The sequence below is a fragment of the Mesorhizobium sp. M8A.F.Ca.ET.181.01.1.1 genome (genome assembly GCF_004792025.1).
Taxonomy (GTDB): domain Bacteria; phylum Pseudomonadota; class Alphaproteobacteria; order Rhizobiales; family Rhizobiaceae; genus Mesorhizobium.
In genome coordinates this window covers 12,638-26,762 of record NZ_SRTV01000006.1, presented here as the reverse complement: position 1 = coordinate 26,762, position 14,125 = coordinate 12,638, and the positions used below count along the sequence as shown (strand labels likewise).

Here is a 14,125-nt window from a genome sequence, read left to right as displayed (position 1 = left end):
CATCCTAGCCAGACACGTCCGGCGGGCAAGGGCGAAAAGACGCATTTTCGGGCTTATGTCTGACAAAAAGGCGATGGTGCCACGCTCGACCCGCGAAGCGGCGTCGCCCCATGGTGGGCAGCACCGTTTTTTGCCGTTTTAGATCGCCTTGGCGCGCAAGGCGCCACGGAAGGAATCACGGAGGTAGCCCAATGTGGCATCGGCATCGGCCGGTTTGCCGAACAGATAGCCCTGTCCGCCGGCGCAACCGAACTGGACCAGCCGGTCGGCCTGCGCCTCCTCTTCGATGCCTTCGGCGACGACGTCCATGCCGAGCCCTTCGCACATGGCGAGGATGGCGCGGATGATGTGCTCGGATGGCCGGTCTTCGAGAATGGAGGCGACGAAGGCGCGGTCGATCTTGAGCTTGTCGAAATGGAATTCACGCAGCCGGCCGAGCGAGGACTGGCCGGTGCCGAAATCGTCGAGCGAGACGCGGATGCCGACGCGGCGCAGATCCTCGACGATCTGCGCCGCCGAGGCAGGGTCGTTCATCAGGCCGGTCTCGGTGATCTCGATCTCCAGCCGGCGCGGATCGAAGCCGGTGCGGTCGAGGATCGCCAGTATGTGCAGGCCGGTGTTCTGGTCGACGAGCTGCGAGGGCGACAGGTTGAAGGACAGGAACAGGTCCTTCGGCCAGCTCCTGGCGGCTTCGGTCGCCTTGCGCAGCACCAGCTGCGACAGCGGACCGATGATGCCGCGCTCCTCGGCGATGGGGATGAAGACGGTCGGCGGCACCGCGCCGAGATCGCGATCGGTCCAGCGCGCCAGCGTCTCGAAGCCGATGGTGCGGCGCGTGGTGAGGTCGACGATCGGCTGGAAATGCGGCTCCACCTCGCCGGCGGAGACGGCGCGGCGCAGCGCCTGCTCGATGCGGGTGACGCGCTTGGCGGCCTCTTCCATCTCACGGGTGTAGACGACGACGCGGCCGCGGCCGGAACGCTTGGCATGGTAGAGCGCCGTTTCGGCCTTGTTGATGAGGATCTCGGTGGTCTCGTCGCCCGAATAGAACAGCGAGCAGCCGACCGAGGCCGAGAGCCTGGCGGTGCGCTCGCCGACATCATAGGGCGCCGACAGGATCTCGATCAGCATGCGGGATTTTTCAGCCGCCGCATCCTCCGAGAACACCAGCGGGTAGAGGAAGGCGAATTCGTCGGCACCGATGCGGCAGACCGTCGAATGGCCGTCCATCGAGGCACGCAGCCGCATGGCGACCTGGATCAGGATGTCGTCGCCGGCCTTGTGGCCGAACAGATCGTTGATCGGCTTGAAGCCGTCGAGGTCGAGAATGCCGACGGTGAAGGGCGCGGGATCGTCGGCGCGGTCGCTGATCAGGCGGTCGACCTTGTCGAAGAAGCGGCGATGATTGCCAAGCCCGGTCAACGGATCGGTGAACGCCAGATCCGTGCTTTCCCTGTTTGCCTGACCGGTGCCAAACGGAGTTTGCATCGGTGTCCCTGTTCGTCCCTGTTTTGTCGTCGGAATTTATTTCGAGACTGGCAGCAAACCCTTTAGGAAACGTATCGCTTGAATCGATTTTTCGAGACCCGCCAACGATCCCACGACGCTATCTGAAGCGTTGCAGGTGATCGACAAGCGCGCGCAGCTTCGGCGCCAAGTTGCGGCGGCCGGGATAATAGAGATAGAAGCCGGCAAAGCGTGGGCAGTAGGACTCCAGGATGGGCACCAGCTCGCCCCGGTCGAGCCAGGGACGGAAGCTCCGTTCCATGCCGAAGGTGATGCCGGCGCCGGCGACAGCGAGCCTGATCATCAACGTCATGTCGTTTGTCGTGATCTCCGGGGCGACGGCGACGCTGAACTCCTTGCCGTCGACCGCGAATTCCCATCGGTAGGGCGCAACCCCGGGAGCGGGACGCCAACCAATGCAGCGACGGGCCGCAAGCTCGCTCGGATGCGCAGGCTCACCAAATCGATCGCGGTAGGCTGGCGCGCAGACAGCCAGCTGCCGCTCGTCACCGGCAACGGGAACCGCGATCATGTCCTGCTCGATGACTTCGCCCAGCCTGACGCCGGCATCGTATCCCTGGGCAACGATATCGAATTCATCGTCCGTCACCGTGATGTCGATCTGAACCTCCGGATTGGCCTCGGCGAAGGCTGCCAGGAACGGCCCTGACAGGAAGCCCTCGGCGATCGACGAAACAGCGAGCCGCAACTGCCCGCGCGGGCGCCCACGCAAGCTGCCGGCGGCCTCGACCGCGGCACGCATGTCCGCGATGGCCGGCGCGATTTCGGCGCGGAGCCGCTCCCCCGCCTCGGTGAGGCTGACGCTGCGCGTCGTGCGCCGCACAAGCGCTATGCCGATGGTCTCTTCCAGCCGCCTGATCGTCTGGCTGACGGCCGAGCGGGTGACACCCAGCCGGTCGGCGGCGGCGCGAAAACTCCGCTCCTCGGCGACAAGCGCAAAAACGGAGAGCGCGTTGAGATCCATTGGTTAGCGTGGCTTTCCATAGCGTCAAGAAATGGCTGTCTTAACGCGACAATGGGGCAATTCTATCTTCCTGGCAACCGACGCAAGGCGGCGGTCAATCCAGGAACAGGAGACAAGCATGCCCCTCGACAAGACCGTCCTCATTACCGGCGCATCAAGCGGAATCGGCGCGGGGATTGCCCGCGAACTCGGCGCCGCCGGGGCGAAAGTCATGCTCGGCGCGCGGCGCACAGACCGGCTGGAGGCGCTCGCCGAGGAGATCACCGCGCACGGTGGGGAGGCCAGGATCCGCGGCCTCGACGTCACCGACCGTAACGATGTCGCTGCCTTTGCCGAGGCGGCGCGACAAGCCTGGGGACGCGTCGACGTGATCGTGAACAATGCCGGCGTGATGCCGCTTTCGCTGATGGCCTCCCTCAAGGTCGACGAATGGGACCGCATGGTCGACGTCAACATCAAGGGCGTGCTCCACGGGATCGCCGCGGTGCTGCCGGAGATGACCGCGAGAGGCTCCGGCCACATCATTAACATCGCTTCGGTCGGCGCGCTCTCGGTCGCGCCAACGGCAGCGGTCTATTGCGCGACCAAATACGCGGTGCGGGCGATTTCCGACGGCCTCAGGCAGGAGAACGACGACATTCGGGTGACCTGCATTCATCCCGGCGTGGTCGAGAGTGAATTGGCCCATTCCATCACCGATCCGCTGGCGGCCGAAGCCATGAAGACCTACCGGGCGATCGCCTTGCAGCCGGACGCGATCGGCCGCGCGGTGCGCTTCGCCATCGAGCAGCCCGACGACGTCGATGTCAACGAGATCGTCATTCGGCCGACGGCCACAAGGTAGCGGCCATGACGTCGTCGTTTTCCCTGCTTGCATCGCTCATGCTTCTCTTTGGCGCGGTCCCCGTGCAGAAAGGTGTCGCCCAGATGAATCCCGACCAGCAAATCATTGCTCAAAGCCATCCCTATGCAGGCATGTGGGTGACAGCCGATGGCCATGTCCGTCACAAGCTGCTTCCAAATGGCCGGTACGACGAAGCGCGTGGAACCCGGGAGAGCGCGTATCGGGGGCGTTACGAAGTCCGGGGGCATCACATCGACTATTGGGACGATACCGGATTCACCGCCGATGGCACGTTCATCGACGGCGTGCTGCATCACGGCGGCATGATCTTGTATCGGAAGGAGTAGCGACTGCCGGCCGGATCAGCCGCCGAGCCGGACGCGGTAGAGTTCCAGTGGGTTGCCCCTGGTCTCCGCCACCAGCTCCAGCCATTCCGGCACGCTGCCGCGCATCAGCCCGGCCAGAAAACCGTCCGGCGCCCTGGCCGCGAACAGCCGGCTTTCCGGGTTGTCGCGGCAGAGCGCGACAAGGCCGACATGGTGGCTTTCGACGATGGCTTTGGCGTCGGTGGCCGAGCCCAGCAAGGCATCGAACACGAGCAGGTTTCCGGCGACGTTGCGATGATAGGGCCCGGCGAATACGCGATGACCGGTAAAGGCGAGGATGGGCGAGCCAAGATTGGAGATGGCAAGCACCGTGGTGGGGGCCATCGCGCCAAGCACGGCGAACGAGGCCTTGCTGTTGCAGGGCGCATCGATGCTGGCGTCCCTGGCGGGTGCAGCGGTTGCGAAGGCGCTCGAGGCGGCCTCGGCGGCACCCGACCAGATGGCATTGACCGAGATCAGCCAGGCCGCCGCCATCCTGAGTACCGAGCCGCTGGACGGGCTGGCTTCGGCCCGCTGCCGCCATTTGGCGATCCAGGCCGAAAGCGGGATCACCGCGAAGGCGATGGAGAAGGTCGAGCCGCGCACTTCCCAGGCGCTGACCAGGACCGCCACGACCAGCAGTGCGGCGACGAGGCTGTCCTGCCGCCGCCAGCCGCCATGGCTGAAACGGAGCGCCATCAGCACGATCGCCACCAGCGGCGTCGCAAAACGCGCCACGGCCCTTGCCGGATCGTCGGCGACAAGCTGGACGATCGACTGTGCCTCCTCGATATAGCCGAGCCACATCTGCTGCAGGCGCGGGTCGAGATGGGCATAGGGCGCCGCCAGGCATTGCGGGAAGAAGAGCATCACGACGAGGGCGAGAGCGACGGCAAGCAGGCCAAGCGACATCAGGCGCCGGGCGGCCGTCGCGTTGGCGGCCTTCCACGAAGCAATGATTGCCAGACCGGCGCCGGCAAGCGCGGTAACGGCGAACTGCACGAGCGAGAACGTGTCGCACTGGGCTTGGCCCCAGGACGACACCGGAATGGTGGCGGCGAAGACCAGAGCCGAGACGCCGGCTACGCCGAGACCGAAATCCCTGGCGATCAGCCTTTCGGCGTCGCCATTGCAGAGAAACAGCAGAGCGACGACGGCGCCGAGGGCCCCATCATAGGGCGCGCTTTCCATGCCGATGGCCAGGGTCAGCGTGGCGCAGATGCCCGCGACAAGGGCAGCCGGCCGATACGTGGGCGCCTCGAGCAGCAAGGCCAGGCTCGCCAGCGTCAGCATCAGCTGGACATTGTGATGATCGAGCGCGCCTGGGGAAAAAATCCCGATGTAATACAAGGCCGCCCCGCCGACGACGGCGGCGGGCAGCACAGCGGGCGGGCCGGCGAAAGCGCGCGCGGCGCGGATGATGAACAAGACCGCGATAAAGAACTGCAGGGCCGGCCAGACTATTTGCACGATCTGTTCGGCCAGGGCGGCGCTGCCGGTCAGGCTCGAAACGGCAAGGATGCTCAGCGCCAGCGGCGCGTCGAGCAGCCGCGACCAGTGCATGACGAAGCCGCCCTCCAGCCCCATTCTGTACTGGTGCAGGTCGAACCAGCCTTGGCCCGCCAGCAGGTCGCGGACTTCGACCAGTTGCAGCAGGCTGTCATTGTCGCCCGCCGGATTGGCCAGTTGCGGGAATCCCTGCTGGGCATTGAGGCCGAGCAGCAGCAAGGCGGCAAGCAACGCGAACGCGATATCGGACTTCCCTGTGGAAGTTCCCGTTGCTGTGCTCATGCCGATCGCCCTTGGCGGGAATGCCGGGCCTTTCCAGGCCAAATCGACACTCGTGAAGTCGGTCTTAAACCTAGCCTTAACGGCTTCAATAAATAGTAAAACCGCCTGAACGCGGCCGGTTTCCGGAGCGCGACCGCATGGTCGACAAGGCATTCGGAGACGAAAATGCCGCAAGACATCAGCCATGAACCCGTCATCGCCGTGCTCCTGCCCTGCTATAATGAGGAGCTGACCATCGCCGAGGTGGTGCGGCGGTTCCGCGAGACGCTGCCCGCGGCAACCATCTATGTCTACGACAACAATTCGAAGGATCTGACGGCGCTGCGCGCCCGCGCGGCCGGCGCCATCGTGGTTCGCGAGCCGCGCCAGGGCAAGGGCAATGTGGTGCGGCGCATGTTCGCCGACATCGACGCCGACATCTACCTGATGGCCGATGGCGACGGCACCTACGCGCCCGAGGACGCGCCGCAATTGATCAACACGCTCCTGACCGAGCGTTGCGATATGGTGGTGGGCACCAGGCGCGGCGTCACCGACGATGCCGGCAGGGCCGGCCATGCCTTCGGCAACCGGGCCTTCAACAGCCTCTACAAATGGCTGTTCGGCAGCGATTTCACCGACATTTTCTCCGGCTACCGCGTCTTCACCAGGCGTTTCGTCAAGAGCTTCCCCGCCGTCTCCGGCGGCTTCGAGATCGAGACCGAAATGTCGGTGCACGCCTCGCAGCTCAAATTGCCGGTCAGCGAGATTGCGCTCGACTACGGCCGCCGGCCGGAAGGCTCGTCGTCGAAGCTGTCGACCTTCCGCGACGGCGCCAGGATCCTGTGGATGTTCGCCATGCTGATGAAGGAGACGCAGCCGTTGCGCTTCTTCGGCGCCTTTTCGCTGTTCTTCCTGGCCTCGAGCCTGTTCCTGATGGCGCCGGTGCTGGTCGAATTCGCCGAGACCGGCCTGGTACCGCGCATGCCGACCTGGGTGCTGTCGGTCGGCCTGCTGCTTCTGTCCATGCTGGCGGCGGTGACCGGACTGATCCTCGATTCGGTCTCGCGTGGGCGCGCCGAGCAGAAGCGGATCTTCTATCTCTCCATGCCTTCGGGCCGTGTCGAGCGCCGCACCGGCGACGTGGTTCGGAAGCCGCAACCGGGCAAGGCCTCGCGTGCGGCCTGACCGATGCAACGCATCGTCCGCTTTGTCTTCGCCGGCGGCATCGGCTTCGTCGCCGACGCGGCGGCGCTGTGGCTGCTGCTCGCCGTCACGCCGCTCGGACCCTTCGTCGCCCGCATGCTGTCGATCGGCTTCGCGCTCTGCGTCACCTGGCAGATCAACCGGCACCTGACCTTCTCGCCGTCGAGCAGGGGCGTGACACAGGAAGGCGCCCGCTATGGCGGCGTCGGCGTCGCCACCAGCATCGTCAACTATGCCGTCTACTCAGCCATCCTGCTGGTGCTGCCGGCGGCGCCACCACTGGCGGCGCTTGCCATCGCTTCGCTGGCAGCCATGACGCTGTCCTTCCTGGGTTACTCGCGGCTGGTCTTCGACCGTTAACGGCGTGGCCCGATTGGCAGAAGGCGCCGGGACCCTTATATCGCTTGCGTTGACTGCGCTGGGGATCCGCCATGAAGCTGAAAATCGCCGTCCAGATGGACCATGTCTCGACCGTGTCGATCGCCGGCGACACCTCGTTCGCGCTGTCGCTGGAAGCGCAGCGGCGCGGCCATCAATTGTTCCACTACACGCCCGACCGCCTGTCGCTGCGCGACGGCAAGGTGTTTGCCCGCATCGAGGAGATGCAGGTGCGCGACGAAAAGGGCAGCCACTACTCGCTGGGCGAAAAGGTTCGCACCGACCTGTCGGAGATGGACGTCATCCTGCTGCGCCAGGACCCTCCCTTCGACATGAACTACATCACCACCACGCATATCCTCGAGCGCATCCATCCGAAGACGCTGGTCGTCAACGACCCGGCCTGGGTGCGCAACAGCCCGGAAAAGATCTTCGTCACCGAGTTTTCCGATCTGATGCCGGACACGCTGATCACCAAGGATCCGCTCGAGGTGGCCGCCTTCCGCAAGGAATTCGGCGACATCATCGTCAAGCCGCTCTACGGCAATGGCGGCGCCGGCATCTTCCATTTGCTGGAAGCCGACCGCAACCTCGCCTCGCTGCTCGAAATGTTCGGCCAGCTGTTCCACGAGCCCTATATCGTGCAGCGCTACCTGAAGGATGTGCGCAAGGGCGACAAACGCATCATCCTGATCGACGGCGAGCCGGTCGGCGCCATCAACCGGGTGCCGGCCGAGCACGATTCCCGCTCCAACATGCATGTCGGCGGCCGTGCCGAGAAAACCGAGCTGACGGCGCGCGAGCGCGAGATCTGCGCCCGCATCGGGCCGTCGCTCAGGGAACGCGGCTTCATCCTGGTCGGCATCGATGTCATCGGCGACTACATGACCGAGATCAATGTCACCTCGCCGACGGGCGTGCGTGAAGTGCATCGCTTCGGCGGGGCGGATATTGCCGCCCTGTTCTGGGATGCGGTCGAAGCGAAGCGGACATAATCCGTTTTCATTTTGTGTTAACCATGTTCCGCTTTTTGCAGCCGGCTACAACCGGGGCGCAACCGGTCCGGTTACCGGTTCCCCTGATGTTCCTGATTTGATCAAGGCTCTTCGACCCGGCGCTGTTCGCGCTCCCTGACATCAGCCGTCTCGGCCAGCACCCAGTCCCTGAACAGCCTGATCTTCGGGGTGTTGCGGCGGCTTTCGGAATGCACCAGCCAGTAGCCGTCGCCGTCGGACCCCATGGCCTCGAACGGCTGAATGAGCTGTCCTGTCGCCAGCAACGAGCTGTAGAGGTTGCGGGTGAGGATGGCGACGCCCTGATCCGTGAGCGCCGCCATCGCGTCGTAGGCCTGCGTGCCAAGTTCCGGGCCGGCTATGATGCGATCGGGCTCGAAGCGGGCGCCGGCTGCTTCGAACCAGATCTTCCACCAGGGATCGGTCGAACAGCATAATGGCAACTTGTAGAGATCTTCGGGGTGGCGGATGCCTCCCACGCTCCGCACCAGCCTCGGGCTGAGCATCGGCGTGTAATCCGCCTTGAACAGATAATGGGCTGCCAGGCCCGGCCATTTCCCGGTGCCGGTGCGAATGCCGATATCCATGCCGTCGCGCCCAAAATCGGCCAGCCGGGACGATGTGTCGACCTTCACGGCAAGATCCGGATGCATCAGCTGGAATGCTCCAAGGCGCACGGCGAGCCAGGTCGAGGCAAAGGTCTGGACCGTGGTGACCGACAACACGCCGGTGGCGCCGCCCTTGGTCGCCACCCACGCATCGGCCAGCGCCGAGAAGGCACCCGATGCGTGCGGCGCCAGCTGCTCGCCGGCCTCGGTCAAGGCGATCTGCCTTGTTTTTCTTACGAAAAGCGGTGTTCCGGCGCGTTCCTCCAGCACCTTGATCTGGTAGCTGGCCGCCGACTGGGTCATGCCGAGCTCTTCGGCCGCCTTGGTAAAGCTGCCCAGCCGCGATGCGGCTTCAAACACCCTGATGGCGCCCAAGGGCGGCAGGTCCCAGCTCATCATGCATCAATCCCGTTGATGCATGATACGCGACGTTCGATTGGAAACCAAGAGGAGAACGGCGCACACTCCAGCCATCAACACAACGCCGAAAGGACATGGCAATGACCCCCTCTACCCAGCGCATCACGGTCCGTCATCCGATCCTCGACCTCTTCGTCGCTCCCTTCAGATCGCGGTCGCGCGGCCTGCTCGACCAGCGCGCCCTGTCGGACCATTTCCGCCGCGATATCGGCCTGCTCGACGGCCACGCGCCCTATGGCAGCATCCGCTGACCGCGATGGCGGCCACATCAAGGAGGCAGCGATGACCGTACCGGCGAAGGCCCTGGCGCAAAGCCGCCAGACGATCGAGTCGTATGAGGACTACGCGGTCCGCTATGACGAGATTGTCGGGCATGTCCCCCACCCGAACGACCAGGCCGCGCTGAAGCGCGCCGCGGCGATCGCCGGGCCGGGCGGCCGCGTCCTGGAAATCGGGTCCGGACCTGGCCGCGATGCGGACTTCCTGGAGGGCCTCGGCGTCAAGGTCCGGCGGACCGACGCGACACGGCGCTTTCTCGAACTGCAGGCAGCACGCGGCAAGACCGGCGATCTGCTCGATGTGATCACCGACGAGCTTGGCGGTCCCTATGACGCGGTGGTGGCGCTTGCCGTGCTGATCCATGTGCCGCGCGACCAGATCGACCCGGTTCTGGAGAAGATCGCGCGGGCGTTGCGGCCCGGTGGTGCCTTTGTCGTCTCGATGCGCGACGGCGACGGCGAAACGAGCGGCAGATACCATACGGTCGACTGGCGCAAGGACGCCTTCGCGGCGCGCATCGAGGCCGCCGGCATGGAGCTTGTCAGCCACAGCTTCCGCGTCGGCAGGAAGGAGCGAGGGTGGAACACTTTTCTGGCGGTGAAGCCGTCGTGATCTGCACGGACTCCCGGAACCTTCGCCTCCATCCTGCGCGGCTCGCATCGTCACGCGCACGGTGAGGCGCCTTGCAGGCAGTTGCGAGCCCGTCGACGGTATGCGCACGCCTCTCTTTGTTCCTGTATTGTTCTTGCCTTGGGCTAAAATCTGTGGTTGTCTCGCGTTGACGTCGCTCGCGGCCGGCTCACAAAGGCTGGGGAGAGACGGCATCGGGGGCAAAGAATGGTGGCGCGGGTTCGTACGGTCGCTTTCCAGGGCATCGAGGCCGTGCCGGTCGACGTGCAGGTGATGATCGCGCCCGGCAAGGTCGGCATTCAGATCGTCGGCCTGCCCGACAAGGCGGTGGCCGAGAGCCGCGAGCGGGTGCAGGCGGCGCTGCATGCGTCGGGCCTGTCGATGCCGTCGAAGAAGGTCACCGTTAACCTGGCGCCGGCCGATCTGCCCAAGGAAGGCAGCCACTACGATCTGCCGATCGCGCTTGGCCTGATGGCCGCCCTTGGCGCCATTCCAGGCGACATGCTGGCCGGCTATGTCGTGCTGGGCGAACTGTCGCTCGACGGCACGATTACCGCCGTGGCCGGCGCGCTGCCGGCGGCGATCGGCGCCAATGCCGAGGGCAAGGGCCTGATCTGCCCGTTCGCCTGCGGATCGGAAGCTGCTTGGGCGGGCGCTGATTTCGACATATTGGCGCCGCGCAGCCTGATTGCCATCGCCAACCATTTCCGCGGCACGCAGGTGCTGTCGCGGCCCGAGGCCGGCATCCGCGCCGCGCCGCGCGACCTGCCCGACCTCGCCGACATCAAGGGCCAGGAGACCGCCAAGCGGGCGCTGGAGGTGGCGGCTGCCGGCGGCCACAACCTGCTGACGTTGTGCTACATTATTCGACACTTGCAAGTAGCGAATTCAGCTACCCGATGAACCAGGCACCTTCCGGCGCGGAATGGCTGGAGCCGACTTGGTCGTCATTCAAATTCGACCGTCATCGTTGACGCGGACTTCAGCTATTCCAGGCTATGGACTGCTGTTCAACCCGGTGGAATCGAGATGAAGATACTAGGTTGTGAAATTTATCGGCAGCCCTGGGACTATGACCAGTTCGCGTCCATCCTCAGTCATTAGACGGTTTATCGACTGGGTATTTATGCGCCTGTCGTGTAATATCCGGGTTGACGGTCTGTGGGTCGGTGTCTTTGCTGACGAGAACGATACCGAAGTGCTTCGCAAGCTAGAAAAGGCTCTTCAGCTCATCAAAGCGTATGACATGTATCGGTATCGAAGGATCTTGAAAGAGATCGATCGAATTTGGTCGCATCCGCTCCCCGTCAAAACGGCTTGCTTCGTCGAGAGCCTGCGACGGTGCCTGGTCGATAACGAGTATGTCCTTAACACCTCTCCGGAAATTATCGCATCCACCCTCGTTCATGAAGCAACCCACGGCAGGCTAATCAGGTATAACATCGGCTACTCAGAGGAGATACGCTCCCGCGTCGAGAGGGTCTGTATCCGCCAGGAAAGGGCGTTTGCGCTGAAGATCCCGCAAAACGGGGATTTGCTACAGAAGATCGAACGCAAGCTGGCAATTGCGCCGGACTACTGGACCGACCACGCGGCTTTGGAGCGTCATCGAGAGGGCATGATTGTCATGGCCGAGGACGTAGGGCTTCCTAACTGGCTAGGGCGCGCGCTGCTCAATTTTCGAGAGAGATTGGGCCGCGTTAAGCCGTGACCCAGGTCGGCTTTCAACCTGCTGCGGCACCTGCATAGGCAGCCTCCGTCCTTTGCCAACGTTAGTATCCACTAATATCTGGCGGAGCGCACCTGCTGACGTTGTGATACATTAATTGAAGAAAAGAAATCTTCCTCGCCTGAAGACATTGTCAACGATGAGGCGCTACCCCCTTTGACAGCGATCCGCTCGAAGGGGCAAGCAGATGAAAATCTATCCGGAATTAGACGGCGAGGGCCGTCCCACAGGTCTATTTGAAGTCTGGAGCGGCAATGCCCGCCTCTACGGACCCAAGAGCAAGGCGGACTGCGAAGAATTCATTGAAAACGAGACGCGCGACGACTCTCCCTCTCCGTCGCAGCCTTAATGTCCCCGGGAGGCGGCGAGGCAGGGGTTGACGAGCTGACCGGCCGCATAGGCTCCGACCCGCCTCGGCCCAAAGGGGCGTGGCGGTGCCCGCAGGGCATAGGAGCGGCCGGGCAGACCGTCACCGAGCCGAGGGGCCCCGGCACTATGCGGGAGGGGGGTGGGCCGTAGGCCCAGGACGGGGCAAGTGACCCGTCCGACCCTCCGGAGCATCGTGTGGGGGTAAGGCGAGGGGAACCCCTGCCGGATCCCCAGGTGAGCGTGATAGCCCCATTGAGGTGAGCCCGAGCCCCTTCAATGAAATTCAATAAAACTTTAGGCTTTGAATCCTTGGCCCCAAGGATTCAATGGATGGTTGAATCCTTGCGCTCCGTTTCGAATCCTTTTCTGAAGCGTTAGACAGCGACAACGGGCGGAAATTACTGGGAAAATCGTCCAATTTTTTCTGATTCGACCAGGCCGCAAACGTCATGCTACTCGCCTCCTGTCTACAACCAAAGGGAGTACTGAAGCATGAAAAACACGACACGATTTTTGCAATGGGAGCCGGAGCCAGACGTGTACGGCTACGCGTCCGCAATCGCCGGGCCGGGCGGCTGCCTGCTCGCGGAGGCGACGGTGACTGTTCCCGATGATGAGGACCTGCAATGCAGCTACGATGTCATCGGCAGGGATGGAGTCTCAGTCGTCGCTACGGGCTTTGCAGACACGCCCGAGGAGGCGATGACAGCCGCAGAGTACGCTATGCGGCGGCTGGCCATCCGCGCGCTGTAGAAGACAAAAGGGGAGCCTCGGAGGCTCCCTTTTCCGTCACCGACCTCGCCGGCGGCGCTTGTTGTCATTATCGTCGCCGTCGTCTTCATCATCAGTCGATGCCGCTGCGGCATCCTCGGCAGCCTGTCTCAACAGGGCTTCACGCGCGGCAGTTACAAGAGCGGCATCCGCCTCTGCGTCGCTCATGCCGGGTTGGACGATCGTACGAAGCGCCGCCCAATCCTCCTCCCGTAGGACCGCGTATGTCCATTCGAGGGCTTCCATCGGCACTCGCGCGAGCAACGCCCCGGCTGCGTCGACACGGGCAGCAACAGCGGGACGGGAGAGATCCCGGAGAATTCTAGAATACGACGGCAGCACACGATAACGACCGTGCACCACTCGCGGCTGCATCGCTATCCGGCCGCCCTCACCGTGCTCTCGTTCGATCTGTTCGGGAGACATGTCCGTGCGTCGGGGAGCCGGACGCGGAGACGGTGCGGGTTGAGGCAGTTGAACAGGGAGGATAGGCACGCGTCCAAAGACGGCAAAGATCACGGTGAGAAGCTGAAGGAAAGCCGACGTTGCGGGGTTAGCCGCCGTCCGGCGGCGTTGGTGACGCTGGTATCGCCAGCGGTCGCGGCATGACCTCCGGCGGTTCTTCCCAAGTTGGCGCTGATTGTTCATGGCTCTCCCCCTTTTTCAAAAGCGTGGTCGATATGCGGGTGCCGGGTCCTGTTCCGGAACGGTTCCGGACGCGTAGTTGCGAGGCCGCGACAGGCGGCTCTCATAGTCGCGAGCAACGCGGGCCAAGACCGCTGCTCTCGTCTCCGGCGGCGGCTCCAACCGAGTAAGAAGCGCAGCGATACGGCGGCCGATGGCTTCGGCAAGCCGCCGCAGTTCGTCTAGGTCAACGCGCGCAAGGCGATGTACCGCAATTGAGTCGCGGCCGCGCTGCCGAAACCGCTTCCGGAGACGGCGAGCGTTGGCGCGGACTTCCGCGCTACGCGCAGCGCGGGCGAGAGCCACACCGGCTAGCGCCTGCCCACGTCGATACGAGCGGTCAGCCGCTCGATCGCTTCGAGCGTCTTTTCCTGCGTCCGAAGGATCGTTGCGAGGAGGGCCGTCACCTCGTCCAAGGGACTCCCTTCCGCCCCCTCCGGCGGGTCCAGCAGGGCTAGCAGCGGGGCCAGCGCTTCGGCTGCCTCCCGGCCCTGGCGGGCCTCGTCGAAAGTCGCTTTCAAGGCTCGCATCGCGGGCGGGATCTTCTCGGTCATGTGTTCCTTCCTGT

16 protein-coding genes and 1 pseudogene are annotated in these 14,125 nt (G+C 64.1%); 11 read left to right on the top strand and 6 right to left on the bottom strand.

The features are described 5' to 3' along the window. Nucleotides 1-138 precede the first annotated feature (138 nt). On the bottom strand, nucleotides 139-1,488 hold the full coding sequence (locus EN824_RS21165; protein WP_135883834.1) for an EAL domain-containing protein: 1,350 nt from the start codon (nucleotides 1,486-1,488) through the stop codon (nucleotides 139-141). A 118-nt stretch (nucleotides 1,489-1,606) separates the two neighbouring features. Beyond that, on the bottom strand, nucleotides 1,607-2,491 hold the full coding sequence (locus EN824_RS21160; RefSeq protein WP_127277980.1) for a LysR family transcriptional regulator: 885 nt from the start codon (nucleotides 2,489-2,491) through the stop codon (nucleotides 1,607-1,609). Between the two features lie 118 nt (nucleotides 2,492-2,609). Here EN824_RS21160 and EN824_RS21155 point away from each other — a divergent pair, with 118 nt between their 5' ends. Together EN824_RS21155 and EN824_RS21150 are read left to right on the top strand one after the other, a co-directional pair. Beyond that, on the top strand, nucleotides 2,610-3,335 hold the full coding sequence (locus EN824_RS21155) for an SDR family oxidoreductase (protein WP_127871119.1): 726 nt from the start codon (nucleotides 2,610-2,612) through the stop codon (nucleotides 3,333-3,335). A 5-nt stretch (nucleotides 3,336-3,340) separates the two neighbouring features. Continuing rightward, a complete protein-coding gene (locus tag EN824_RS21150) occupies nucleotides 3,341-3,682 on the top strand; it encodes an Atu4866 domain-containing protein (RefSeq protein WP_135932672.1) in 342 nt (113 codons plus the stop codon). A 15-nt stretch (nucleotides 3,683-3,697) separates the two neighbouring features. Here the strand turns inward: EN824_RS21150 and EN824_RS21145 are convergent, their stop codons facing one another. Further along, nucleotides 3,698-5,491, bottom strand: coding sequence for a GtrA family protein (locus EN824_RS21145; RefSeq protein WP_135932671.1), 1,794 nt, complete (start codon nucleotides 5,489-5,491; stop codon nucleotides 3,698-3,700). Between the two features lie 165 nt (nucleotides 5,492-5,656). Here EN824_RS21145 and EN824_RS21140 point away from each other — a divergent pair, with 165 nt between their 5' ends. The 3 genes from EN824_RS21140 (at nucleotide 5,657) to gshB (ending at nucleotide 8,049) form a co-directional block, all read left to right on the top strand. Next, entirely contained in the window at nucleotides 5,657-6,658 is a 1,002-nt protein-coding gene (locus EN824_RS21140) for a glycosyltransferase (RefSeq protein WP_127871116.1), read from the top strand. A gap of 3 nt (nucleotides 6,659-6,661) precedes the next feature. Beyond that, on the top strand, nucleotides 6,662-7,036 hold the full coding sequence (locus EN824_RS21135) for a GtrA family protein (protein WP_135930738.1): 375 nt from the start codon (nucleotides 6,662-6,664) through the stop codon (nucleotides 7,034-7,036). A 71-nt stretch (nucleotides 7,037-7,107) separates the two neighbouring features. Beyond that, complete coding sequence (gshB, locus tag EN824_RS21130; RefSeq protein WP_135932670.1) at nucleotides 7,108-8,049, top strand: glutathione synthase; 942 nt, start codon at nucleotides 7,108-7,110, stop codon at nucleotides 8,047-8,049. Between the two features lie 101 nt (nucleotides 8,050-8,150). On the opposite strand, the gene EN824_RS21125 is transcribed toward gshB, so the two are convergent. Next, the gene (locus EN824_RS21125; RefSeq protein ID WP_135932735.1) at nucleotides 8,151-9,071 is read right to left on the bottom strand and encodes a LysR substrate-binding domain-containing protein; all 921 of its coding nucleotides are present in this window, start codon (nucleotides 9,069-9,071) and stop codon (nucleotides 8,151-8,153) included. Between the two features lie 104 nt (nucleotides 9,072-9,175). Here EN824_RS21125 and EN824_RS35330 point away from each other — a divergent pair, with 104 nt between their 5' ends. The 6 genes and pseudogenes from EN824_RS35330 (at nucleotide 9,176) to EN824_RS21105 (ending at nucleotide 12,855) form a co-directional block, all read left to right on the top strand. Next, on the top strand, nucleotides 9,176-9,346 hold the full coding sequence (locus EN824_RS35330; protein WP_189522204.1) for a hypothetical protein: 171 nt from the start codon (nucleotides 9,176-9,178) through the stop codon (nucleotides 9,344-9,346). A gap of 31 nt (nucleotides 9,347-9,377) precedes the next feature. Further along, nucleotides 9,378-9,986 carry a class I SAM-dependent methyltransferase gene (locus EN824_RS21120; protein ID WP_135932669.1) on the top strand — a complete coding sequence of 203 codons (609 nt, stop codon included), beginning with the start codon at nucleotides 9,378-9,380 and terminating at the stop codon, nucleotides 9,984-9,986. Nucleotides 9,987-10,211: 225 nt separating this feature from the next. Beyond that, nucleotides 10,212-10,853 (top strand): annotated as a pseudogene (locus tag EN824_RS21115) (magnesium chelatase domain-containing protein); the annotation flags it as partial. Between the two features lie 223 nt (nucleotides 10,854-11,076). Further along, complete coding sequence (locus EN824_RS21110; RefSeq protein ID WP_135932667.1) at nucleotides 11,077-11,715, top strand: hypothetical protein; 639 nt, start codon at nucleotides 11,077-11,079, stop codon at nucleotides 11,713-11,715. Nucleotides 11,716-11,920: 205 nt separating this feature from the next. Further along, the gene (locus tag EN824_RS35325; protein WP_189522203.1) at nucleotides 11,921-12,082 is read left to right on the top strand and encodes a hypothetical protein; all 162 of its coding nucleotides are present in this window, start codon (nucleotides 11,921-11,923) and stop codon (nucleotides 12,080-12,082) included. Nucleotides 12,083-12,594: 512 nt separating this feature from the next. Continuing rightward, nucleotides 12,595-12,855 (top strand): hypothetical protein, encoded by a 261-nt coding sequence (locus tag EN824_RS21105; protein WP_135932666.1) that lies wholly within the window; start codon nucleotides 12,595-12,597, stop codon nucleotides 12,853-12,855. 36 nt (nucleotides 12,856-12,891) lie between these two features. On the opposite strand, the gene EN824_RS21100 is transcribed toward EN824_RS21105, so the two are convergent. Both EN824_RS21100 and EN824_RS36100 read right to left on the bottom strand, forming a co-directional pair. Further along, complete coding sequence (locus EN824_RS21100) at nucleotides 12,892-13,299, bottom strand: hypothetical protein (RefSeq protein WP_135932665.1); 408 nt, start codon at nucleotides 13,297-13,299, stop codon at nucleotides 12,892-12,894. 569 nt (nucleotides 13,300-13,868) lie between these two features. After that, nucleotides 13,869-14,111 (bottom strand): hypothetical protein, encoded by a 243-nt coding sequence (locus EN824_RS36100; RefSeq protein ID WP_245521002.1) that lies wholly within the window; start codon nucleotides 14,109-14,111, stop codon nucleotides 13,869-13,871. Nucleotides 14,112-14,125: the final 14 nt, after the last annotated feature.

Coding starts and splice junctions, on each gene's coding strand:
- EN824_RS21165 (WP_135883834.1), bottom strand. CDS start 1,488: ATGCAAACTCCGTTTGGCACCGGTCAGGCAAACAGGGAAAGCACGGAT.
- EN824_RS21160 (WP_127277980.1), bottom strand. CDS start 2,491: ATGGATCTCAACGCGCTCTCCGTTTTTGCGCTTGTCGCCGAGGAGCGG.
- EN824_RS21155 (WP_127871119.1), top strand. CDS start 2,610: ATGCCCCTCGACAAGACCGTCCTCATTACCGGCGCATCAAGCGGAATC.
- EN824_RS21150 (WP_135932672.1), top strand. CDS start 3,341: ATGACGTCGTCGTTTTCCCTGCTTGCATCGCTCATGCTTCTCTTTGGC.
- EN824_RS21145 (WP_135932671.1), bottom strand. CDS start 5,491: ATGAGCACAGCAACGGGAACTTCCACAGGGAAGTCCGATATCGCGTTC.
- EN824_RS21140 (WP_127871116.1), top strand. CDS start 5,657: ATGCCGCAAGACATCAGCCATGAACCCGTCATCGCCGTGCTCCTGCCC.
- EN824_RS21135 (WP_135930738.1), top strand. CDS start 6,662: ATGCAACGCATCGTCCGCTTTGTCTTCGCCGGCGGCATCGGCTTCGTC.
- gshB (WP_135932670.1), top strand. CDS start 7,108: ATGAAGCTGAAAATCGCCGTCCAGATGGACCATGTCTCGACCGTGTCG.
- EN824_RS21125 (WP_135932735.1), bottom strand. CDS start 9,071: ATGAGCTGGGACCTGCCGCCCTTGGGCGCCATCAGGGTGTTTGAAGCC.
- EN824_RS35330 (WP_189522204.1), top strand. CDS start 9,176: ATGACCCCCTCTACCCAGCGCATCACGGTCCGTCATCCGATCCTCGAC.
- EN824_RS21120 (WP_135932669.1), top strand. CDS start 9,378: ATGACCGTACCGGCGAAGGCCCTGGCGCAAAGCCGCCAGACGATCGAG.
- EN824_RS21110 (WP_135932667.1), top strand. CDS start 11,077: ATGACCAGTTCGCGTCCATCCTCAGTCATTAGACGGTTTATCGACTGG.
- EN824_RS35325 (WP_189522203.1), top strand. CDS start 11,921: ATGAAAATCTATCCGGAATTAGACGGCGAGGGCCGTCCCACAGGTCTA.
- EN824_RS21105 (WP_135932666.1), top strand. CDS start 12,595: ATGAAAAACACGACACGATTTTTGCAATGGGAGCCGGAGCCAGACGTG.
- EN824_RS21100 (WP_135932665.1), bottom strand. CDS start 13,299: ATGTCTCCCGAACAGATCGAACGAGAGCACGGTGAGGGCGGCCGGATA.
- EN824_RS36100 (WP_245521002.1), bottom strand. CDS start 14,111: ATGACCGAGAAGATCCCGCCCGCGATGCGAGCCTTGAAAGCGACTTTC.